The 22327-nt window shown below is 73.6% G+C and carries 19 protein-coding genes; 13 read left to right on the forward strand and 6 right to left on the reverse strand.

Translation table 11 applies throughout. The features are described 5' to 3' along the window. Positions 1-44: 44 nt before the first annotated feature. The gene (locus tag ACZ6R6_RS12310) at positions 45-1442 is read right to left on the reverse strand and encodes an FdrA family protein (RefSeq protein ID WP_470092650.1); all 1398 of its coding nucleotides are present in this window, start codon (positions 1440-1442) and stop codon (positions 45-47) included. Then, positions 1432-2322 carry an oxamate carbamoyltransferase subunit AllH family protein gene (locus ACZ6R6_RS12315; protein WP_470092652.1) on the reverse strand — a complete coding sequence of 297 codons (891 nt, stop codon included), beginning with the start codon at positions 2320-2322 and terminating at the stop codon, positions 1432-1434. Before ACZ6R6_RS12315 ends, ACZ6R6_RS12310 begins: the two co-directional genes overlap by 11 nt. Before the next feature lie 192 nt (positions 2323-2514). Here ACZ6R6_RS12315 and ACZ6R6_RS12320 point away from each other — a divergent pair, with 192 nt between their 5' ends. The 7 genes from ACZ6R6_RS12320 to cutA all read left to right on the forward strand — a co-directional run bounded on the left by ACZ6R6_RS12320 (position 2515) and on the right by cutA (position 12878). Then, positions 2515-4077 carry a PucR family transcriptional regulator gene (locus tag ACZ6R6_RS12320; protein WP_470092654.1) on the forward strand — a complete coding sequence of 521 codons (1563 nt, stop codon included), beginning with the start codon at positions 2515-2517 and terminating at the stop codon, positions 4075-4077. Between the two features lie 43 nt (positions 4078-4120). Further along, entirely contained in the window at positions 4121-4342 is a 222-nt protein-coding gene (locus ACZ6R6_RS12325) for an RNA-binding S4 domain-containing protein (RefSeq protein WP_306867781.1), read from the forward strand. 123 nt (positions 4343-4465) lie between these two features. Continuing rightward, positions 4466-7240: a toll/interleukin-1 receptor domain-containing protein gene (locus tag ACZ6R6_RS12330; protein WP_470092656.1), complete on the forward strand. Its 2775-nt coding sequence runs from the start codon at positions 4466-4468 to the stop codon at positions 7238-7240. Between the two features lie 397 nt (positions 7241-7637). Further along, positions 7638-9035: a uracil-xanthine permease family protein gene (locus ACZ6R6_RS12335; RefSeq protein WP_470092658.1), complete on the forward strand. Its 1398-nt coding sequence runs from the start codon at positions 7638-7640 to the stop codon at positions 9033-9035. Beyond that, the gene (locus ACZ6R6_RS12340) at positions 9032-9901 is read left to right on the forward strand and encodes an FAD binding domain-containing protein (protein WP_306867788.1); all 870 of its coding nucleotides are present in this window, start codon (positions 9032-9034) and stop codon (positions 9899-9901) included. Before ACZ6R6_RS12335 ends, ACZ6R6_RS12340 begins: the two co-directional genes overlap by 4 nt. 39 nt (positions 9902-9940) lie before the next feature. Further along, positions 9941-10420 (forward strand): (2Fe-2S)-binding protein, encoded by a 480-nt coding sequence (locus ACZ6R6_RS12345; RefSeq protein WP_470092661.1) that lies wholly within the window; start codon positions 9941-9943, stop codon positions 10418-10420. Positions 10421-10469: 49 nt separating this feature from the next. Beyond that, positions 10470-12878, forward strand: a complete 2409-nt coding sequence (gene cutA, locus ACZ6R6_RS12350; RefSeq protein WP_470092663.1) for an aerobic carbon-monoxide dehydrogenase large subunit — start codon at positions 10470-10472, stop codon at positions 12876-12878. Positions 12879-12965: 87 nt separating this feature from the next. Here cutA and ACZ6R6_RS12355 read toward each other — a convergent pair whose 3' ends face one another. The 3 genes from ACZ6R6_RS12355 to ACZ6R6_RS12365 all read right to left on the reverse strand — a co-directional run bounded on the left by ACZ6R6_RS12355 (position 12966) and on the right by ACZ6R6_RS12365 (position 16747). Then, a complete protein-coding gene (locus ACZ6R6_RS12355; protein ID WP_470092665.1) occupies positions 12966-14210 on the reverse strand; it encodes an MFS transporter in 1245 nt (414 codons plus the stop codon). Between the two features lie 148 nt (positions 14211-14358). Further along, a complete protein-coding gene (gene cydB / locus ACZ6R6_RS12360) occupies positions 14359-15300 on the reverse strand; it encodes a cytochrome d ubiquinol oxidase subunit II (RefSeq protein WP_470092667.1) in 942 nt (313 codons plus the stop codon). A 10-nt stretch (positions 15301-15310) separates the two neighbouring features. Next, complete coding sequence (locus ACZ6R6_RS12365; RefSeq protein ID WP_470092669.1) at positions 15311-16747, reverse strand: cytochrome ubiquinol oxidase subunit I; 1437 nt, start codon at positions 16745-16747, stop codon at positions 15311-15313. A 332-nt stretch (positions 16748-17079) separates the two neighbouring features. Here ACZ6R6_RS12365 and ACZ6R6_RS12370 point away from each other — a divergent pair, with 332 nt between their 5' ends. Continuing rightward, positions 17080-17475, forward strand: a complete 396-nt coding sequence (locus tag ACZ6R6_RS12370) for a hypothetical protein (protein WP_470092671.1) — start codon at positions 17080-17082, stop codon at positions 17473-17475. Positions 17476-17624: 149 nt separating this feature from the next. After that, on the forward strand, positions 17625-18140 hold the full coding sequence (locus ACZ6R6_RS12375; protein ID WP_470092673.1) for a hypothetical protein: 516 nt from the start codon (positions 17625-17627) through the stop codon (positions 18138-18140). 92 nt (positions 18141-18232) lie between these two features. Here the strand turns inward: ACZ6R6_RS12375 and ACZ6R6_RS12380 are convergent, their stop codons facing one another. Further along, entirely contained in the window at positions 18233-19102 is an 870-nt protein-coding gene (locus ACZ6R6_RS12380; protein WP_470092675.1) for a polysaccharide deacetylase family protein, read from the reverse strand. A gap of 158 nt (positions 19103-19260) precedes the next feature. Here ACZ6R6_RS12380 and ACZ6R6_RS12385 point away from each other — a divergent pair, with 158 nt between their 5' ends. The 4 genes from ACZ6R6_RS12385 (at position 19261) to ACZ6R6_RS12400 (ending at position 22280) form a co-directional block, all read left to right on the forward strand. Then, complete coding sequence (locus ACZ6R6_RS12385) at positions 19261-19446, forward strand: hypothetical protein (RefSeq protein WP_470092677.1); 186 nt, start codon at positions 19261-19263, stop codon at positions 19444-19446. A gap of 120 nt (positions 19447-19566) precedes the next feature. Beyond that, complete coding sequence (locus ACZ6R6_RS12390) at positions 19567-19953, forward strand: VOC family protein (RefSeq protein WP_470092679.1); 387 nt, start codon at positions 19567-19569, stop codon at positions 19951-19953. A 280-nt stretch (positions 19954-20233) separates the two neighbouring features. Beyond that, positions 20234-21316: a fatty acid desaturase family protein gene (locus ACZ6R6_RS12395; RefSeq protein WP_470092681.1), complete on the forward strand. Its 1083-nt coding sequence runs from the start codon at positions 20234-20236 to the stop codon at positions 21314-21316. Between the two features lie 247 nt (positions 21317-21563). Further along, positions 21564-22280, forward strand: coding sequence for an SRPBCC family protein (locus ACZ6R6_RS12400; RefSeq protein ID WP_470092683.1), 717 nt, complete (start codon positions 21564-21566; stop codon positions 22278-22280). The last annotated feature ends 47 nt before the right edge of the window (positions 22281-22327 follow it).

Here is a 22327-nt window from a genome sequence, read left to right on the forward strand (position 1 = left end):
GCGGCCCGCGGCCGGGCGGTCGCCGGTCCGGGACGGTCGGCGGGTCATCGGGCGTCCCGGAGCAGGCCGGCCGCGTGCCGGGCGGCCTGGGCGTTGGAGACGAACACCGCCGCCCCCGCCGCCCGCAGCGCCCGCGCCTGGGCGGCGGTCCCCTGGGGGTCGCCCTCGGAGCCGACCAGCGCGACGACCACCGCCACGCCCCCGGCGACGGCGGCGGCGATCCCGGGCGCGAGCCGCGCCGAGGGGTCCGGGTCGGCGCCGTGGCCGAGGACCACGTCGAGCAGGGCGACGTCGCCGGACGGCACCTGGGCCAGGGCCTCCAGGCGGAGCGTGGGGTCGATCATGGGGTGGGCCCGGCCGCGGGTGTAGGCGTCGTCGCCGAAGTCGGTGAACTCCCCGGCCCCGGCGATCAGCCGGGCCTCCGTGCACAGGGTCCCGCCCGAATAGACGCCCCGCAGCGTCCCCGTGCCCACCGGGGCCACCGGCCCGGGCGCGGGCCAGGACCGCCACCGCGGCACCGGCGCGCCGAGCGCGCGCAGCGCCGTCTCGGCCGCGGTGGTCAGGTCGTCCTGGCCGGGGCCGAGCAGTGCGCTCACCACCGGGGTCGCGAGCTCCGCGACGGCCTGCCCTACGGCGTGCGCGACCTCGGAGGCGGGGGGTTTGGAGACGAGGACGATCAGTTCGGTCGCCGGATCGGCGTCCAGCGCCCGCAGGGCGCGGAGCGTGGACAGCCCGCCCACCTCCCGCGACAGGTCCCTGCCGCCCACGCCCAGCACGTGGCTGACCCCCACACCCGCCAGGTCCAGCAGGCAGCTCACCTGCTGGGCGCCGGTCCCCGAGGCGGCCACCACCCCGACCGGCCCCGGCCGCAGCACGTTGGCGAAGCCCAGGCCCGCGCCGCCGATCACGGCGGTGCCGCAGTCAGGCCCCATGACCAGCGCGCCCAGCTCCCCGGCGCGTTTTTTGAGCAGCACCTCCTGCTCGACCGGCACGTTGTCACTGAAGATCATCACCGACAGGCCGGCCTCGATCGCGTCCAGGGCCTCGGCGAAGGCGTACGGCCCCGGCACCGAGACCAGCGCCAGGGTGGCGGCCTGGCCGCCGGCCGTGCGGGCGGCGGCGCGGACGGTCCGCGGGGGGTGTTCGGCCGCGGCGCCGCCCGCGGTCCGCCCGGCCAGGCCGCCCAGCAGCCGCTCCAGCTCGGCGGCGGCGGCCTCCAGCGCGTCCGGTCCGCCGCCCCGCACCGCGATCAGCAGGTCCGCCGGGCCCGCTCCGGGCAGGACGAAGCCCAGGTCGGCGGCCAGGTCGCGGTTGAGCTCGGTGGCCATCGCCACCATCGCGACCTCGACGCCGGGCAGCGCGGTGACCGCCTGGCTGATCCGCATCAGGCTCACCGAGTCGTGGTAGACCCCCGTGCGCACGTCGACCAGATCAGTGCTCATACGTCCCCACCCCCAGGTTGACGACGGCGGCCAGGCCGATGCGCAGCCCCCAGGCCAGGTCCGCCCCCGATGTGTGGCCGAGCTGGAGCAGCCGCTGCAGCGCCGGCTCCAGCGCCTGCCGGCCGGCCAGGCCCCGCAGCACGGCCAGCACCTCGCCGCTGGCCTGGCCCCGGGCCGCGCAGTGCAGCAGCGCCGCCGAGATGGGGGTGGTCCTGCCCCGGGCGTCGAAGGTGACCGCGGCGGCCAGCCAGTCGGCCAGCCAGACGGCCCGGCCGGCCCCGGCCGCCGTGCCCAGGTGACGGAGCGCCACCAGAACTCCGGCCAGCATGTCGTCACCGCTGGGAGTCAGCCCCGGACCCAGCCCGACGAGCTGTTCGGCGGCCGTGACGCCGTGCAGCAGCGAGGCCCGGGCACACCCCTCGGCCAGCAGGCCGGCCGCGCCGTTGCCCTCCAGCCCCGGACGTCTCGCCGACCGCTCGCACAGGCCGGCCAGCCGGGGCAGCGCGGCCGCCAGCCGTGCCGGATCCACCGGGCCGAGCGGCGGGGCCGGGTCCCACCAGCGGTGTGCCCGCAGACTGAGCCGCCCGACCTCGATCGAGCCGTCGCCGACGCACGCCTCGTCCCCCACGGCGACCCGCGGCATCGGGCCGGTGACCACCATCGCGTTGGGCAGCCGGGTGGCCGTCCCCGTCACCACCGCGATCACCTGGGGCTCGAGCTCGGTGCGGACCTCCAGGTAGATCCCGGCGGGGAAGGCCGCCAGCACCCGGGCGGGCCGGCGGGGCGACTCCAGCAGCCGGCGCAGGGCCGTGCTGGCCGCGCCGGTCGCCTCCGTCCGCGGGCGGGCCCGCTGGACTCTCGGGCGCGTTCCAACGGTCACGGGACCTCCCTCGGCGGCCCCGTGCCGGTGCGGTGCCCATCGGCTCGCTCGCTGCGCTCGATCACGGATCCCCCCATCCATTGAGCCGACGGTAGAACGGTCCTGGAGCCGCTCCGTACGGAGAAAGGTGCCAACAGTCAGCCCAATGGTTGGCTCTTCCTGACAGACGGCTCCATCAGTCACAATCGCTGCATGGAACCTCCCGTGCGTCTGGCAAGCACCGGCACGATCATCCACGGCGTCGCCGTCGGGGAGGTGCTCGGAGTCTCGACGCTGGCCGGAGCCCGGCTGATCGCCGGGGAGCGGGGTCTGGGCCGCATCGTGCAGCGGCTCAACGTGATGGAGGTCCCCGACGTCCTCGCCTGGGTGAAGCCGCACGAGCTGCTGCTGACCACCGGCTACCCGCTGCGCAACACCCCCCAGTCGCTCGACCGGCTGGTGGCCGACCTGGACGAGCGGGGCCTGGCCGCGCTGGCCATCAAGCTCGGCCGCTATCTCGACCGGCTGCCCGAGGAGATGGTGGAGCAGGCCGACCGGCTGGGCTTCCCGTTGATCCAGCTGCCCGACGACGTCGGCTTCGACGACATCCTCAACCAGGTGCTCACCGACATCCTCAACCGGCAGGCCGCCGTGCTGGCCCGGGCCGAGGAGGCGCACCGGGCCCTGGTCCAGGTCGTGCTCGCCGGGGGCGGGCTGCGTGAGGTGACGGCCGAGGTGGCCGGGCTGCTCGACGTGGCCGTGGCCGTGCTGGACGGGACCGGTCAGGTGCTGGCCGCCGCCGGGCCCGCCGAGCACCTGGCGGCGCTGCGCGGCGCCCCCGAGGGCGGCCACACCTCGGTCCCCGTCGTGGCGGGCGGCCACCACCACGGCCGGATCGTCGCCTGCGGCCCCGTCGGGTCGGTGCGCGACAGCGACGTCGGAATCTTGGAACGTGCCGCTACCGTCGCCGCCCTGGTGGTGACCCGGCAGGAGGCGGTCAACGCGGTCGAGAGCAAATACCGCGCCGACTTCCTGCGCGACGTGCTCACCGGCCGGGCCGGCGGCTCCGAGCGGGTCGCCTCACGGGCCAAGGCGTTCGGCTGGGACCTGGAGCGCCCGGTCACCGTGCTGGTGGCCGAGCTCGACCCGGAGGGCGACGAGCGCGTCGCCCAGGACCGCCTGGTCACCTGCTGGACCGCCGCGATGCGCCGCCACGACCCGCGCGGCGCGGTGGCGGGCTTCTCCCACGAGGTCGTCGCCGTCATGGACGCGGCCGTCGACACCGGACGCCTGGCCAAGGACGCCGCCGCGGCCTTCGCCGAATGCCTGCCCGCCACCTTCTCCACCGGCGCCAGCCGGGTCGCCGCCGGGGCCGAGACCCTCCCCGAGGCGTACGGCCAGGCCCTGAAGGCGGCCAGGGTCGGCCGCCAGCTCCACGGCCCCGGCGCGGTCGCCCACTTCGACCAGCTCGGCGTCTACCGCCTGCTGTCGCTGGTCAACGACACCGCCGAGCTGCACGCCTTCGTCCGCGAGACCCTCGGCCCGCTCGCCTCCGACGACGACGCCGAGAACGCCGACCTCCGCCGGACCCTGCAGGTGCTGCTGGACACCAATCTCAACGTCGCCGAGACGGCCCGCAGGCTGCACTTCCACTACAACACGTTGCGCTACCGCATCGGCAAGCTGGAGCGGATGCTCGGCAACTTCACCGAGGACGCCCATCTGCGGCTGAACCTCACCCTCGCGCTGCACGTCCTGCGGATGCGGGGCATCTGAACCCGCGGCCCCGTCCGGACCCGCGGCCCCTAAACTCGGGGGCGTGAACGAGACCTTTGAGCTGGAGACCGACTACATCCCGCTGTGCGACCTGCTGAAATACTGCGCCGTCACCGACACCGGCGGCCAGGCCAAGCACTTCATCGCCGAGGGGAACGTCATGGTGGACGGCGAGGTCGAGCTCCGCAAGACCTGCAAGATCCGCGCCGGCCAGGTCGTCACCGGCGACGGCTTCGAGATCCGCGTCGTCGGCGCCCGGAGCTGACGTCCGGGCCGCCGGGATTTTTCGATGAAAGCCGGTCGGCCGCCGCCATCCGTGCGACTCTGACGATGTCCCCGGGGCGCGGGTAACACCTCTCCGCCGGGGCGCGGCTCGGACGGAGCGTGTATGACGGCAGCGCGCGGCTCGGCGTACGACGCGTTCATCTCCTACAGCCACGGCCACGACGGCCTGCTCGCGCGGGCGCTGCAGGAGCGCCTGCAGCGGTTCGCCAAGCCGTGGCACCGGATGCGTGCCCTGCGCGTGTTCCGCGACCAGGCGAGCCTGGCGGCCAACCCGGGCCTGTGGACCTCCATCGAGGCGGCCCTGAGCTCGTCGGAGTGGCTCATCCTGCTGGCCTCGCCCGAGGCGGCCGGTTCGGTCTGGGTGGAACGCGAGCTGGCCTGGTGGCTGGAGCACCGGTCCGTGCGGCGGCTGCTGCTGGTCTCGACCGGCGGGGGGCTCACCTGGGATCCCGGGACCGGCGACTGGGCGGCCGGCGCGGTCGTCCCGCCCGTGCTGCGGGGGGTCTTCGCCGAGGAGCCGCTCTGGGTGGACCTGCGCGACGTCCGGAGCGCCCGGGGCGAGCCGCCGGAGATACCCGACGAGAGGATCGCCGCGATCGCCGCGCCGATCCGGGGGATGGACAAGGACGAGCTGCACGGCGAGCACCTGAGATCGCACCGCCGTAACATGCGCGTGGCGTGGACCGCGGTGGTCGCCCTGGCGCTGGCGGCGGCGGTGGCGGTCGCGGGGGGAGCGGTCGCGCTGGACCAGCGCGACCGGGCGCGCACCCAGGCCAGGCTGGCCACCTCCCGGCTGCTGGCGGCCGAGGCGATCGCGAGCCTGGGGACGCGCTTCGACCTCGCGCAGCTCCTCGCGGTCGAGGCGTACCGGATGGACCGTAACCCGCAGACCCGGGCCGCGCTGTTCCAGGCCGTCTCCGCCAACCCGCGCCTCGTCCGCTGCCTGCCGGCGGGCGCCGTGATCACCGCGCTCGCCGCCTCGGCCGACGGGAACGTGATCGTCGCCGGGACCGCCGCCGGCACCGTGGTCCGGTGGGACCTCCGGGCCGGGACCCGCGCCGAGACCAGGGTCGGCGACAGGGCGATCGGAAGCGTCGCGACCAGCTCGGACGGCCGTACCGTCGCCGTCGCCGACGGGGCCGGGGCCTCCGTCCTGGAGGCGGGGGCGGGGGCGGGGGCGGCCGCCCGGCCGGTCCCGCTGGAGTCCCGGCGGGCGGCGAAGGTCGCCCTGTCGGCCACGGGCCGCTACGTCGCCGTGCTGGAGCCGCCGCCGGCCGGCGTGCTGGCGGTGCGCGACCGGCGCACCGGCCGGGCCGTGCGCGCCGCGACCGACTCCGAGATGATCGGGATACGGGGCGATTCGTCGGTGGCGCTGGTCAACAGCAGCGGGACGTGGGAGCGCAGGAGGCTCACCGACCTGCGCAGGATCGGCGCCTCCTCGGAGTTCTTCAGCCCGGCCGGCAACTACACCTACGGGATCTCGGCCGACGCGGGCCACTACGGCTACGTGAAGTACGGAGGCGTCGCCACCCTGGCGACGGGCCGGGGGACGGGCCGGGCCGGCCGGCTGCCCGACGGGCCGTACGACAACCTGGAGCTCAGCGGTGACGGCCGGTACGCCGCCGCCTCGCGGAGCGGCAGGATGTACGTCCTGGAGCTGGGCGCCGACGTCGAGCGCCTCAGGCCGCCGCTGGAGCTGACCGGCGGCGGCAGCGTCAGCATGATCCGGTTCCTCGGCGGCGACGAGCGGCTCGTCTCCGCGACCGGCGACACCCTGTTCCTGTGGGACCTCCGGGAGACCAGCCGGATCACCGTGTCCACCGGCATCGAGATCGAGAGCGGCCCCACCTTCGACCCGCCGCCCCGCCTGGCGGTGTCCCCGGAGGGCAGGACCGTCGCGGTGGTGGGCGGCCTCTACACCGGGGGAGACGTCTACGACCTGAGCGGGCGCGAGCCGCGCAGGCTCGTCCACGCCGAGGGGCTGTCCGGCGCCTCCGTGGCGGCCGCGGACTCGGGCCCGCGAGTCCTGCTGATCGGTTCCGTCGGCGCGGAGCCCGCCCGGTCCGTCCGGGTCTGGTCCGCCGGCCCCGACGGGCGGCAGGTGCGCGACATCCGGCTCGGACCTGCCGCCCTGGAGAGACCGGCGGCCGTGCGGGCGCTCCCGGGCGGCAGGAGCGTCGCGATCCTGCACGGAGGCGGCTACGGCGTGCTGGACCTGACCACCGGCCGGCCGGCCGGGCCCGGCGGCCTGCGGCCCGAGGCGGTGGCGGACCTGGAGACGGCCGACATCAGCCGGGACGGCACCGCGGTGGCCTGGAGAGCCGGCGACGGCCCCGTCGTCCTCGCCGACACCCGCACGGGCAGGACGCGCACGGTCGGGACGGGCGCCGCCGAGCTGGTCCTGTTCGCGGGTGACCGGCTCCTCGTCCAGCGCAGCGGCGGCGACCTGGAGGTGTGGGACAGCTCGGGCCGGACCCGGCTGACGACCCTGCCGGGCGACGCGGGCAACAGGCCGGCGGCCGCGGTCAGCCCGGACGGCCTGACGGTCGCCCGGCTCCGCGGAGACGGGAGCGTGCAGCTGGCGAGCCTCGGCACCGGCGACATCCTCGGCGCCTTCCCGCTCCCGCCCGTCACGGGCGGCGGAGGGTATCCGTGGGACGCCACGGCCATCGCCTTCACCGCCGACGGCCGCGAACTGCTCTCCGCGACGTCGGGAGGCGTCCTCGCCCGGACCGCCGTCGACCCCGCCGCGTGGACGAGGAAGGCGTGTGAGATCGCCGGCCGCGACCTGTCGGCCGACGAGTGGCGGAGGTCCGCCCACGCCGATCCACCGCCGGACCTGGCCTGCGACCGTTCCGAGCAGGGCCAGGGACTATGATCACATGATGTGAACGATCATTCTGGTCGTCTCCCGCCGCCCGGCGTGCGGGGGTCCTGCGCCGGTGCTCCTGAAGGCCCGCCCGCCCCGGGGACGCCGCAGGTCACCGGGGCCGTGGACGGCAGGGCCCGCGGGGCGCGACGGCCCGCGCCGTGATCCCGCACCGGGTTTTGGCGCCGCCGCGCCCGGGAACCCTCCGTAGTCCCTCATCTCCCCACCGGACGTCGTCGCGGCCGGTGGGCGAGGCGGTCACTGGCCGGCGACTCAGATTTGGCAGATCATGACGGTGTACGGGGGCGGGCACGGGCCTAATGTGCCCGCAACGACAGCATGGGGATCGCCGGAGGGATGCCTGCGGGGCGGCCACCGACCGACGGCCCGGTGAGAGGTGGGCTTGATGGTTGCAGGTTGGACCAAGCACGGAGACGGCAAGTCCCTGGCGCCCGGAGAGGTCGTCAGACCGGACGAGAGACTGTCCTGGCCGCGAATGATCGGTTTCGGGGCCCAGCACGTCATCGCGATGTTCGGCGCGACGTTCGTCTTCCCGCTGGTCATGGGCCTGAGCCCGAACGTCGCCATCATGTTCTCCGGCGTCGCGACGATCATGTTCCTGCTCATCGTGAAGGGGAAGATCCCCAGCTATCTCGGGACGAGCGCCTCGTTCGTGGGCGGGGTCCTGGCCATCCGGGCGATCCACGGCGGCGACACCCCCGCCGCCGACGCGATCGTCACCGGGGCGATCCTCGTCGTCGGCCTGGTCCTCGCGCTCGTCGGAGTGGCGATCCACTTCCTCGGCGTGCAGATCATCAACCGGATCTTCCCGCCGGTCGTCACCGGCGCGGTCGTCATGCTCATCGGGTTCGGCCTGGCCTACGTGGTCGCGGACGTCTACTGGCCGCAGGACCAGTGGATCGCCCTGATCACGATGCTCGTCACCTTCGTGATCATCGTGTTCTTCAAGGGGTTCGTCGGCCGGATCGGCATCCTGCTCGGGCTGATCATCGGCTTCGCCCTCTCCTGGGCGGCCGACCGCGTCTTCGGTGACATCACCGCCTACAACGCCGCGACCGCCACCGTCGACACGCATCCGCGGGTGAGCTTCGCCGCGGTGGCGGAGGCCCCCTGGATCGGCTGGCCCGACACGTTCCTGCCCGACATCAGGTTCTCCGCCGTGCTGCTGGTGCTCCCGGCCGCGATCGCGCTGGTCGCCGAGAACATCGGCCATGTCAAGGCCGTCGGCGAGATGACCGGTACCAACGTCAACCCGTACATGGGCCGGGCGATCCTCGGCGACGGCGCCGCCACCGTGGTCGCCAGCACCTTCGGCGGCTCCCCGACCACCACCTACGCCGAGAACATCGGGGTCATGGCCGCGACCAGGGTCTACTCGACGGCCGCCTACTACATCGCCGCCGTCATCGCGATCCTGTTCGGCCTGTGCCCCAAGTTCGGCGCGCTGGTCGCGGCGACCCCCGGCGGTGTGCTCGGCGGCATCACCGTGATCCTCTACGGCATGATCGGCCTGCTCGGCGCCAAGATCTGGATCGAGAACCAGGTGGACTTCTCCAGCCCGGTCAACATGGTCCCGGTCGGGGCGGGCATCATCCTGGCCATCGGCCCGGTCCGGCAGATGATCGGCTCGCACTTCGTCCTGGAGGGCATCGCCCTGGGCACCATCGTGGTGGTGGGCGGCTACCACCTGCTGCGGGCGATATCCGGCGGGCCCGAGACCGGGCCCGCCGCGGCCGCGCGGCCCTCCGAGGGCGGGACGGGGCGGGAGGAGGCGTCCGGGTGAAACCGCCTCCCTTCGACTACCACGCCCCCCGCTCCGTCGGCGAGGCGCTCGACGCCCTCGACGCGGCGGGCGAGCACGGCAAGGTGCTCGCCGGCGGGCAGAGCCTCATCCCGATGCTCAACATGCGGCTGGCCGCCCCCGGGTGCCTCGTCGACATCAACCGGCTCACCGAACTGGCCACCGTCGACGTGGAGCCCGGCGGCGTCCGGGTCGGCGCGCTGGCCAGGCACGCCCAGGTGGAGCGCTCCGGACGGGTCGCCGCCGCCCAGCCGCTGCTGCGCCAGGCGCTCCGGCTGGTCGCCCACCCGGTGATCCGCAACCGGGGCACGGTGGTGGGCAGCCTGGTGCACGCCGACCCGGCCGCCGAACTGCCCGCCGTACTCACCCTTCTCGGCGGCTCGGTACGGCTGGCCCGGCGCGGCGCCACCCGGGACGTCCCCGCCGCGGACTTCTTCACCGGCCCCCTGGAATCGGCGGCCGGACCGGGCGAGCTGGCCGTCTCCGCGCTCTTCCCCCTGCTCTCCCCGCGCTCGGGCACCGCCTTCCGCGAGGTCGCCAGACGGCACGGCGACTACGCCCTGGCCGGGATCGCGGCGCTGATCAGCCTGGACGACGACCTCCGGATCACCGGGGCCAGGGTGGCGTGCGTGAGCGTGGGCCCCGTCCCGGTGCTCGTCGACGTCACCGACGCCTGCGGCCACCGCCCCCCGGCCTCGGCCGACTGGGCCGCGGCGGCCCGCGCCGTGCAGGAGCGGATCGAACCGGAGGCGGACATCCACGCGACGGCCCACTACCGGCGCCACCTCGCCGGCGTCCTGACCCAGCAGGCCCTCCGGGACGCGGCGCGGGAGGCCCTCGATGCGTGAGCGGAGCCGCCGCGGCCGGCGGGGAACGGTGAGCCGAGGATGAACATCGCGATCACACTGACCGTCAACGGGGTGGTCCGGCAGGCCGAGGTGCCGGCCCGGCGACTGCTGTCGGACTGCCTGCGGCACGACCTCGGCCTGACCGGCACGCACGTCGGATGCGAGCACGGGGTGTGCGGGTGCTGCACGGTCCTGCTGGACGGGGAGCCGGTCCGGTCATGCCTGACGTTCGCCGTCACCGTGGACGGGCATGACATCACCACGGTGGAGGGGCTCTCCGCCCCCGGCGGCGCGATGTCGCCGGTGCAGCGCGCCTTCGCCGAGTGCCACGGCCTGCAGTGCGGTTTCTGCACTCCGGGCTTCCTGTGCACGGTCACCGCCCTGCTGCGGGACAACCCGGCGCCGACCGACGCGGAGGTGCTGGAGGGCATCTCCGGCAACCTGTGCCGGTGCACGGGCTACCAGAACATCGTCAAGTCCGTCCACCGCGCGGCCGAGATCATGGCGGAGGAACCGTGAGCGGGCGGGCCGGGAGAGACGGTACGGCGGGCCGCCGGACGGGGGCGACATGACGACGAAACTGTTCGGGGAGCCGGTGCGGCGGCGGGAGGATCCCCGGCTGCTCACCGGGCAGGGCCGCTACCTGGACGACCTGGGGTCGGACGCGCTGGCGGCGGCGTTCGTCCGGTCCCCGCACGCGCACGCCCGCATCCGCGACATCGACGTGTCGGCGGCCCTCGACGTGGACGGGCTGGTGGCGATCTACACCTGGGAGGACCTGCCCGCCCTGCTCGCCCAGCCGCTGCCGCTGCTCATCCCGCACCCCGCGCTGACCCACGGCCGCACCGCCCACCCGCTCGCCCGCGATCTGGTCCGGCACGTCGGTGAGCCCGTCGTGATGGTGGTCGCCCGCGACCGCTACCTCGCCGAGGACGCCTGCGCGCTCATCCGGGTGGACTACGAGATCCTCAAACCGGTCGTCGGGGTGGAGGAGGCGGCGCAGTCGGCGCAGCTCGTCCACGACGACGTGCCGGGCAACGTCGGCGCGCACCTGGTGCAGGAGGTGCCCTCCGCGGCCGGTCTCGGCGCGCGGGAGGCGATCGAGGCCGCGCCGCACACGCTGTCCTTCCGGCTCGACATCGAGCGCAGCGCCTCCATGCCGCTGGAGGGGCGCGGCGTGTACGCCCGCTGGGACGCCGACGACCGCTCCCTGCGCGTGTACACGAGCACCCAGACCTCCACCAGCGTCCGCATGGCGATCGCGGCCAAGCTCGGCCTGCCGCTGCCCAAGGTCGAGGTGATCGCGCCCGACGTCGGCGGCGGGTTCGGGGTCAAGATCGTGCACCCGTGGCCGGAGGAGGTCCTGGTCCCGTGGGCGGCCATGCTGCTCGACCGCGAGGTCAAGTGGGCCGAGGACCGGCGCGAGCACTTCGTCTCCTCGGCGCACGAGCGGGCCCAGGTGCAGCACGTCCGGGTCGGTTTCGACGGCGACGGCCGGGTGCTCGGCCTGGAGGTGACCATCCTGCACGACCACGGCGCCTACACGCCGTACGGGATCATCGTGCCGATCATCACCTCCACCCAGCTCCTCGGCCCCTACAAGATCGGCGCCTACCGGGTCGAGTTCTCCTCGATCTACACCAACACCGTGCAGGTCACGCCGTACCGGGGGGCGGGCCGCCCGCAGGCCGTCTTCTGCATGGAACGGACGATGGACCACATCGCCGCACATCTGAAGGCCGACCGCACGGCGGTGCGCGAGGTCAACTTCATCGGGCCCGAGGAGTTCCCCTACGACCAGGGCCTCATCTTCCAGGACGGCCGCCCGCTGATCTACGACAGCGGCGACTACCCGCAGTCGCTGCGGATGCTCAAGGAGCTCATCGGCTGGGACTCCTTCCCCGGGTTGAAGGCCCGGGCGGCGGCCGAGGGGCGCAGGATCGGCATCGGCATCGGCTGTTACGTCGAGGGCACCGGCGTCGGGCCGTACGAGGGCGGCCACGTCCAGGTCACCTCCGACGGCCGGGTGCACGTCTCCACGGGGCTGACCTCCCAGGGGCAGGGCCACGAGACCGTCTTCGCCCAGATCGCCGCCACCGAGCTGGGCGTCCCGCTGGAGCGTGTCTCGGTGGTGACCGGCGACACCCGCAGGTTCGGCTACGCGGTCGGCACGTTCGCCTCGCGGGCCGCGGTGATGAGCGGCAACGCGATCGCGCTGGCCTGCCGGAAGGTCCGGGAGAAGGCCCTGCGGATCGCGGCCGACGCGCTGGAGGCCGATCCGCGCGACCTGGAGATCGTCGACGGCGAGGTGAAGGTGGTGGGCGCGCCCGGCGTCTCCCTCCCGCTGGCGACCGTGGCGGTGCTGTCTAACCCCCTGCGCTACGCCTTCGACGAGGAGGCGGCCCGGGCGACCCAGTTCGCCGGGGCGGCGTCCTTCGACAGGCCGCCGGTGCGGGAGGGGGAGGAGCCGGGGCTTGAGGGGCGCGACTACTACTCGCCGCTCCGCTCGACCTTCGCCTCCGGCATGCACGCGGCGATCGTGGAGACCGATCCGCTGACGGCCGAGATCCGCATCCTGCGCTACGCCGTCGTCCACGACTGCGGCAACCTGATCAACCCGATGATCGTCGAGGGGCAGATCCACGGCGGCGTCGCCCAGGGGGTCGGCGGCGCGCTGTACGAGCGGATGGTCTACGACGAGCACGGCCAGCTGCTGAACGCCTCGTTCATGGACTTCCTGATGCCCTACGCGACGGAGATCCCGGCCGTGGAGACCGCGCACCTGCAGACGCCGTCGCCGCTCAACCCGCTGGGCATCAAGGGCGCGGGGGAGGCGGGGGTCATCCCGGTGTCGGCGGTGATCGCCTCGGCCGTCGAGGACGCCGAGGGCATCGGCATCGACAAGATGCCGATCTCCCCGTCGGAGCTGTTCGACCTGCGCCGCTCCGCGACACCCTCGCCTCCGGCCCCGTCGTGACGCGGCAGGCACCCGCCATGGCGGTGCCGGAGCCCGTGCCCGCCGGGACAGCACCTGGCGCGTGCCCGCCGTCCCGATCCGGGGGGGTCAGGCGCTGACCTCGTCGGGGGCCGGCAGGTCGCGCATCGTGCGCAGCGGGGACAGCAGCAGCGGGACCACGGCCAGCAGTGCCAGCACCACGCTGATCCACAGCGTGGCGCGGGCCCCGAAGAGCTCGCCCAGCACTCCTCCGGCCAGGCCGCCCAGGGGGAGCGTGCCCCACACGACGAAGCGCATGGTGGCGTTCATCCGGCCGAGCATGTGCTCGGGGGTGACGCCCTGGCGGAAGCTGACCTGGCTGACGTTGTAGAGGACCACGCCGATCCCGTGCATGAACATGCCGACCGCGAACAGCGACGTCTTCCAGCCGGGCCCGCTGAGCGGCACCAGGAGCATGAACGGGGCGGTCGCGAGGATGGACAGCCAGATGATCCTGGCCGTGCCGACACGGCGGCTGACCGTGCCCACGATCGCCGCGCCGGCGAGCCCGCCGAGGGCCGCCGCGGAGAACAGCAGGCCGATGGCGCCGGGGGCGAGGCCCACCACCCGGGTCAGGAAGATCATCTCAACGGCCGCCATCATCCCGCTCGTGAAGTTGGCGGTGGCGGTGGAGGCGCTGATCATCCGCAGGATCGGGTGCGTGGCCACGTAGCGGAGCCCTTCGCCGATCTCCTTCAGCAGTCCCTGCCGGCCGGCCGGGTCCGGCGCCTGCTCGGTGGCGTCGATCCGCCACAGGAACAGCGCCGAGCCGAGGAAGCTGACGGCGTCCGCCAGCACCGCGACCGGCGCGGTGAGCATCTGGACCAGCCCGCCGCCCACGCCCGGCCCGGCCACGCCCGCCGCCGACCGCACGATCTCCAGCTTGGCGTTGCCGTCCATCAGCTGGTCCCGGCCGACCAGGCTCGGCAGGTAGCTCTGGTAGGCGATGTCGAAGAAGACCGTGGCCAGGCCCATGCCGAGCGCCACGCCGTACAGCTGGGGGAGGCTCAGCGCGTCCAGCCACCACGCGATCGGCACTGACGCCAGCAGCGCGCCGCGGACCACGTCGGCGGTGATCAGGATCCGCCTCCTGCGCATCCGGTCCACCCAGACCCCGGCCGGCAGTCCCACCAGCAGGAAGGCGGCGGTCTCGGCCGCGACCAGCAGTCCGGTCTCGAACTCGCTCGCTTCGAGCGCGAGCACCGCGACCAGCGGGAGCGCGAGCATGCTGATCTGCGTGCCGAGCTGGCTGACGGTGTCTGCGCCGAACAGGAGCATGAAATTCCGGTGGCGGAACAGGCTGAGGGGCTTCATGAAGGGAATCCTTCAGAGCTGACCGCGGGAAATCAACCGCCTTTCCCGCGGGGCCCGTACGGCACGCGGCGAGACGGGACCCGCCGGAGCCCGGAGCGCCACGGCGGCGCCCGGCCCTCGCGGGTCCCGTCCGTTCCGGCGGGAGGCGTCAGGACACCTCGGCGACCAGGCGCTTGCGGAACACCCAGTAGGACCAGACCTGGTAGCCGAGCACGAACGGCAGCGCGATCAGGCCGATCCAGGTCAGCATGCCCAGCGTGTAGGGGCCGGAGGCGGCCTCGGCGACGGTGAGGCCGGGCAGGGGGGCCGGCCAGAGGGCGCCGAACAGGGCGACCGAGCCCAGCGCGATGGACGAGGCGGTGGCGGCGAACGCCCAGCCGTCCCGGCCGCGCCAGGTCAGCGCGACCCCGGCGGCCAGGGCGGCCATCGCGCTCAGCGCGCAGGCCCACAGCCACGGGGCGGCCGTCCAGTCGGCGACGGCCGTGCCGGCGGCCGGGATGTTGGACAGCGCCACGACCGCGGCGGGCAGTGCCACCGCGGAAGTGATCATCGCGGTACGGCGGGCCCGGGCACGCACCGGGCCGGACGTCTTGAGGGCGACGAAGACCGCGCCGTGCAGCACGCACAGCGACAGGGAGAACACCCCGCCGACCAGCGCGGCCAGCGCGCTGTTGTGCAGCAGGTCGGCGAAGACGGCGCCCCAGAGGAAGGCCGGGAGCGCGCTGCCGACCAGGATGCCCAGGTCGCACCAGGCGCGGTCGGAGGAGTGGTGGACCTTGCCCCGCCACTCCAGGCCGATGCCGCGCACGATCAGCCCGACGAGGACCAGCGCGATCGGCAGGTAGAACTCGCTGAGCAGCCCGGCGTACCAGGCGGGGAAGGCGGCGAACATCGCGCCGACCGCGGTGATCAGCCAGACCTCGTTGCCGTCCCAGACCGGGCCGATCGTGCCGAGGACCTGCTTGCGCTCGGCCTCGTTCCTGGACAGCGCCGGGGCCAGCAGGCCCACGCCGAAGTCGAAGCCCTCCAGGACGAAGAATCCGGTCCAGAGGAAGGCGATGATCGCGAACCAGAAGGTGGTGAGTTCCATCGTTTCCGCCTCAGTACATCAGGGTCGGCTGGAGCCGGGCGCCCGCGTCCTCGCCGTCGCGGGAGGGCGGCGTGCGGGGAGCGGGGGAGACGGGCTCGGGACCCGTCCTGACGTGGCGGATGATCAGCACGGCCTCGGCCAGCGCGAGCGCGCCGTACAGGGCGGTGAAGACCGCCAGCGTCACGGCCACCTCGGTGAGGCTGACGCCGGGTGACACGCTCGCGGCCGTGAGCAGCTCGCCCTGGACGGTCCACGGCTGGCGGCCGATCTCGCTGAGCAGCCAGCCCGCGATCATCGCGAGGGTCGGCAGCGGCAGCGCCAGCACGCAGGCCCGGGCGAACCACGCGGGGATCTCGCGCGGCGGGCGCGGGTCGCGGCGGCGCCCGCGGGTCAGCCAGAGGCCGAGGACCGACAGGGCCACCGTGGCCATCCCGAAGGTGATCATCACGCGGAAGGACCAGTAGACCACGGGCAGGTTGGGGCGGTAGTCGGCCGGGCCGAACTCCTCGGTGAAGCGGGCCTGCAGGTTCTCGGTGCCCTGGACGACCGCCCCGGGATCGTTGGTGGCCAGGAAGCTGAGCAGCATGGGCACCTCGACCCCCGGCACGGGGGAGAACGGCGCGCCCGCGGTGTCGTGCCTGAGCCCCTCGGCGGCGGCCAGCTTCATCGGCTGCTGCTCGTACAGCAGCTTGGCGGACATGTCCCCGCTGCCGGCGACCACGATTCCGGCGATCGCCGTCATGACCAGTGCGGCCCGCATCGGGGTCCGCCAGATGTCCACCGCGCCCCGCCGGACCGGGGTGGTCCGGTCGGGGTCGGCGCGCCGCTCGCGCAGGACCTGGTAGCCGCAGACCGCCAGCACGAACCCGCCCGCGACCACGAAGGCCGCGCCCACCACGTGGGGCACCTGGGCGAGCGCGGTGGAGTTGGTGAGCACCGCCCACAGGTCCGTCATCCGGGCCTTGCCGTCGACCACCTCGTAGCCGACCGGGTGCTTCATCCAGGCGTTGGCGGCGAGGATGAAGTAGGCCGACAGGTTGGAGCCGATGACCGCGGCCCAGATCGTGGCCAGGTGGACACGCTTGGGCAGCTTGTCCCAACCGAAGATCCACAGCCCCAGGAACGTCGACTCCAGGAAGAACGCGAGCAGTGCCTCCAGGGCCAGCGGGGCGCCGAAGACGTCGCCGACGAAGATCGAGTAGTCGCTCCAGTTCATGCCGAACTGGAACTCCTGCACGATGCCGGTGACCACGCCCATCGCGAAGTTGATCAGGAAGAGCTTCCCGAAGAACTTCGTGAGCCTGAGGTAGTGCTCCTTGCCCGTGCGGTGCCACGCCGTCTGCAGGCCGGCCACGAATACGCCGAGGCCGATCGTCAGGGGTACGAACAGAAAGTGGTACACGGTGGTGACCCCGAACTGCCACCGCGCAAGGTCCAGTGCGTCCATCTTCCCCTCACGGGTCCTGAGCTCTACAAGCTGTAGTTCTACTAAAAGTAGTACTACAAGCCGTAGAGCAATGGGTGGGGTTGGCGCCGCGAGCTGTTGCGATCTTTGTCACATGGTCCGTCCGGGACCGCACTTCCCGGACGGGCCGAGACCGCCCCCTCCGCCCGCGACGCCTGTTCTCCCCCCTGCGCCGCCGGAGGTCGTGCCCCGGGCGGCCCGGCCGGTGGGGGCGTGCGCCCTGCCGGCCTGATGCGCCCCGGGCCTGCCGGGCCCCGGAGGCGCATGACCTCAATGGTGGTGCGAGAGGTGCCCGCCGGACATCAGCCGCTGGGGTGATTCCGGGGTACGCCGGGCGGCGGACGGTGCGGGCCGGGTGGGTGGGCGCCTGGGGCGCGCCGACGCCGGTGGAGCGCTGGGTGGAGGGCTGTCTCCCCCGGCTGCAGCCGGAGCCCGGACAGGTGGAGCCCATCGGCGACTGGCCGGAGGCACTCGGCGACTTCCGGCGGGTGACCGACTGGAGCGGATACTTCAGCGCGTTCACCGCCCGCGCCACCCCCGAGCCGCCGCCGTACGGCGACCCGCCCGGCCCCGAGGAGGTGGCGGCGCGGGCGGTGGACGACGGCGACGAGCACGCGATCAAGCTCGCGGAGGCATGTCTCCGCGAGCACGCCCGCACCCCCGACCCCGTCTACCTCCACGCCGCCGCGCGGGCCGCCGAGATCCTCTGACCCCCGGGCCGGCCGGCCCGCAGGCTGCAAGCCCGGCTACGGGAGGCTGCAAGCACCGCTAAGGGAGGCTGCAAGCACCCCCCGTTCCAATGGGGCCACGCCCAGGGGGGATCCGGCAGGGAGCCGGTCCGGGGGTCGAGGAGATCACCATGAAGCGACTGACCACTGTCCTGCTGGCCACGGCCGCCACCGCCGGCGCGCTCGCGCTCGCCCTGCCGGCCACCGCGGCCACCGCGGGCGCGGCCACGCGGGCCACCGCCGCGGGCCCGTCGGACTACGACTACGACGACTACTGGGGCCCCTACTTCTCCGCCGGCGGCAGGGCCAAGGCGGCCGGCTGGATCGGCGTCGAGTGGGACCGCCACCAGGAGTCCAACGAGGTGCACGTCAGGGGCAAGCTCTACGACCTCGACCACCGCACCTACCGCCAGGGCGGCAAGTGCGGCTACGTGCGGTTCCAGGTGAACCACTTCGACGACGGCTACGACGACTGGTCCGGCGGCAGGACCTACAAATACTGCGGGGCGGGCGGCGCCAAGCGGTTCCACTTCGCCGAGGAGGACGCGCGGAGCGTCCGCGTCAAGGTGTGCCAGGCCGGTCCGCACAGCTCCTACCCGACCAGGTGCGGCGGCTGGAAATACCTCTACACCGCTGAGAACGAGTGACCGGACACCTCCCGGACGGCCCGTCCCCCGGGGAGGCGGGCCGTCCGTCGTCGCGTGCGACCGGCCGGGCGGGGCCGTGCGGGCCGTGGAGGCTAGCGGGTCGCGGCCTTCAGGTAGGCGTCCAGATTGCCGATCTCGAACCCCCGTCGTTTGATCTTGTTGACCAGGACGCGGAAGTCGCGTGACAGGCCCGGGCGGAAGTGCAGCAGCAGCACGTCACCCGGGCGGAGCTTCTTGTCGGGCACCTGGTAGGCGATCTTCCCGCCGGGCTGCACGGTCGCGGTCCAGAGCAGGAGCGCGTCGATGCCGCAGGCCTTGGCGGCCCTGCGGGTCAGGGTGTTGTGGTTGCCGAACGGCGGCCGGAACAGCGTGGGCCTGCTGCCCACATGCTTGCGGATCAGCGTGGAGGTGCCGCAGATCTCGGCCCTCTGCCGCTGGTAGCCGAGCGCCGGCAGGTTCGGATGGGTCAGCGTGTGGTTCTCGATCGTCGCCCCAGCCTCGTGCAGGGCGCGTACGTACTCCCACTTGCCGGCGCCCAGGAATCTGCCGCCCTGCGCGGTCGGGTCGGTCGTGCCCCTGGCCTCCACGGCGTCGCGGGTGACGAAGGCCGCGATGGGGATCCGCTGGTCCCTGACCTGCGCGAGGAAGCCCGGATCCTGCTCCCAGCCGTCGTCGATGGTGAGGAAGACCACCTTCCGCCCGGTGGGGATGGAGCTGATCACCCGGGGCAGCCCGTCGGAGGGCGCCGGGATCCGGCCCACCTCACCCGGTCTGGGCAGCGCCCCCGGCGGCCCGGCGGGTCTGGCCGGCGAGGCGCTGACCCTCGGGGAGCCCGGGGTGGAGGAGGCGCGGCCGGCGCCGGGCTCCGGGACGCCACCGGTGCCGCCGGCGCATCCCGCGCCCGCCGCCAGGGCCATGAACGCCGCCGCCGATCTGCTCGCCCATGATTTCCCCGGTGCCATGGGCCACCATCCTGCCAGCAGCCGGAGCTCCAGCTGACCGGCCGGGTGCGGGAGACGCCGGCGGTACGGCGGCCGGAGAAGGCATAGGCGGGTCCGTCGGAGGGGAGGGTGCCCGGTATCGACGAGCAAGGACGAGCAAGGACGAGCAAGGAGGACACATGTCGCAGTCCGATGAGAGCCGGCCACTGGCCGACCGCCGGGAGAATCCAGAAGATCATGATGTTCCGGACTTCGCCGAGGAGTCCGCCCCCTCTCCCACCGACCCGGCCAACCAGCCCGAGGGCGATCCCGACAAGCGCGTCTACGGGGAGGATGAGGGCTATGAGGAGCCGACCCGGGCCTGAGACCGGGGGCGTGGGCTCCCCGCGCCGCCCACGGGAGGCGGCCCGGGTGGGCCGCGTGGACCGTCCGGCGGATCGGGGGTCGGGGGGCACGAGGGCGCCGGAGGGAGGTCAGGCCGACACATGGAGGTGCTGAGCAGCCGCATCCTCGTGCGCCCCTCCGATCCCGGGCGCAGCCGCCGGTTCTACCGGGACATCCTGGGGCTGGCGGTATACCGGGAGTTCGGCCCCGCCGAGGACCCGGGCCTGGTCTTCTTCCTCGGCCAGGGCTTCCTGGAGCTCTCCGGCCGCTCCGACGGGGCCGCGGGGCAGACCTCCGCGGTCTGGCTCCAGGTCCGCGACCTGTCGGCCGAGCACGGGCGGCTGCGCGATGCGGGGGTCGACGTGGTCCGCCCTCCCCGGCGGGAGCCGTGGGGGCTGATCGAGATGTGGATCGAGGATCCCGACGGCCTGCCCATTGTCCTCGTCGAGATCCCCGACGACCACCCCCTGCGGCGCGACCAACGGTGACCCGGCCCGGCCCGGGGCGGCCGCGGCGCGGCCGTCGGACCGGAAGCCGGTCGTGTCGTCCATCCGGGTCACCACGGCCGCCCTGCTGTCGGAGGCGGCTGAAGGCGTGGCCGTCGGACCGGAAGCCGGGTAGGGTCAGCACCACCACGGATCCGGGTGGTCGCGGGGGTCCGCGGTCACGATGATCACGGAACCCTGGGACAGGACATCAGCTCTGACGCCGATCTACGGCGCTGAAGCCGATCAATCCTGTCTGGCGTCCGCGCTCCCGAGGAGAACCGTGACCAATTCGACCGTGATCGACCCCCCGGACCGGTCCGCCGGCACCCCGGACGCGGACAGCGGCGCCCGGGGCAGCGACTTCGCCCACCTGGCACGCCGGATCGCCGAGGCGGGGCTGCTGGAGCGCCGCCCGGGCCACTACGCCCTGCGGCTGGCTCTCGTCACCGCCGCCTTCGCCGGAGGCTGGGCCGCGTTCTTCGCGGTGGGCGACTCCTGGTACCAGCTGCTGGTGGCGGCCTTCCTGGCGCTGGTCTTCGCCCAGATCGCGCTGGTCGCCCACGACCTGGCCCACCGGCAGGTCTTCCGCTCCCGGCGCTCCAGCGGGATCGCCGGCCTGGTGGCCGGCAACCTCGCCATCGGCATGAGCTACGGCTGGTGGATGGACAAGCACACCCGCCACCACGCCAATCCCAACCACGAGGACCACGACCCCGACGTCTCACCCGACTTCCTGATCTGGTCGGCCGAGCAGGCCGCCGCCAGCCGGGGGCTGCCCAGGTTCCTGGGACGCCGGCAGGCGCTGCTGTTCTTCCCGCTGCTCACGCTGGAGGGGTTCAACCTGCACGTGTCCAGCTTCCGGGCCCTGGCGCGCCCGTCGCTGAAGCGCCGCGGGCTGGAGGCGGTGCTGCTGACGGCGCACGTGGCCGCCTACCTCGCCGCGCTGCTGACGGTGCTGTCGCCCGGCCGGGCCGTCGCCTTCCTCCTGCTGCACCAGGCGGTCTTCGGCGTCTACCTGGGCTGCACGTTCGCGCCCAACCACAAGGGGATGCCGATGCTGAGGGGCGACGACCGGCTCGACTTCCTCCGGCGTCAGGTGCTGACCTCGCGTAACGTGCGCGGCGGGCGGGTGCTGGACACGGTGCTGGGCGGGCTCAACTACCAGATCGAGCACCACCTCTTCCCGAGCATGCCGATGCCGAACCTGCGCCGTGCCCAGCCGATCGTGCGGGAATACTGCGAGGAGCTGGACATCCCCTACCTGGAGAGCGGGCTCATCAGCTCCTACGCGCAGGCGCTGCGCCACCTGCACGAGGTGGGGGCGCCGCTGCGGGGCCGCCCCTCCACGGCGGCCCGTCCCTGAGAGACGTCCGACCGAGATCCCCGTCGGCAGGAGGAGCTCGACCGAGCTCCCCGACCGGGAGAAGGGACCGACCGAGATCCCCGTCGGCAGGAGGGACCCGGCCGAGATCCCCGGCCGTGAGAGGGACCGGTCGGGGTCACCGGCCGCGGGCCGACGGCGCCACGCGGGGCCTGTGACAATCGCGCGCCCCGCCGACGGGCAGATGTTGCTGTTATCGATACGGCGGGCGATTGCCTATGGTGCTGCTGTGAAGCTCGCAGGCAGTGCCGTACTCGGCATCGACAGGGACCGCGTGTGGTCCGCGCTCCAGGATCCGGCCGTGCTCGTGCGCACGATCCCGGGCTGCGAGCGTCTGGAGGAGACGGGGCCCGGCATCTACCGGATGACGGTCACCGCCGGAGTCGCCTCGATCAAGGGCGTCTACCAGGGAGAGGTCGCCCTGTCCGAGCCCGACGCCCCGCAGCGTTTCGTGCTCAGGGCGCGGGGGCAGGGCGCGCCCGGGACCGTGGACGCCACCGTGGAGATCCGCCTCAACGAGGTCGAGGGCGGCACCCGGATCGACTACGACGCCGAGGCCGTGATCGGCGGCATGATCGGAGGGATCGGCCAGCGCATGCTCGGCTCGGTCGCCAAGAAGACCGCGGGGGAGTTCTTCTCCGCCGTGGAGAGCCATCTCTCCGCCGCCCCCGTCTCCTCCGGCGCGCCGTCTCCAGAGGCGCCGTCTCCGGGGGCGACGTCCCCGGCCGTGCCGTCCCCTGTGGCGTCATCCTCCGCCGTGCCGTCCCCGGCCGGGGACGTCGCCGGGCCGCTCACAGCCCCGCGGATCTTCGAACGCCCCGCCGAACAGCCCCCCGCGGGCGCTCGCGTGTGGCCGGTCCTGACCGCGTTCGGCATGGGCGCGGGCGTCGCGCTCGGCAGTGCCGTGATCGGCTGGCTGCTCGGCCGTACCGGCCGGAAGAGCTGATCATGCGCCGGTGAAGAACCGGCGGTGTTCGGGTCAAGCCGCTGGTG

This window comes from Streptosporangium sp. NPDC048886, assembly GCF_055586905.1.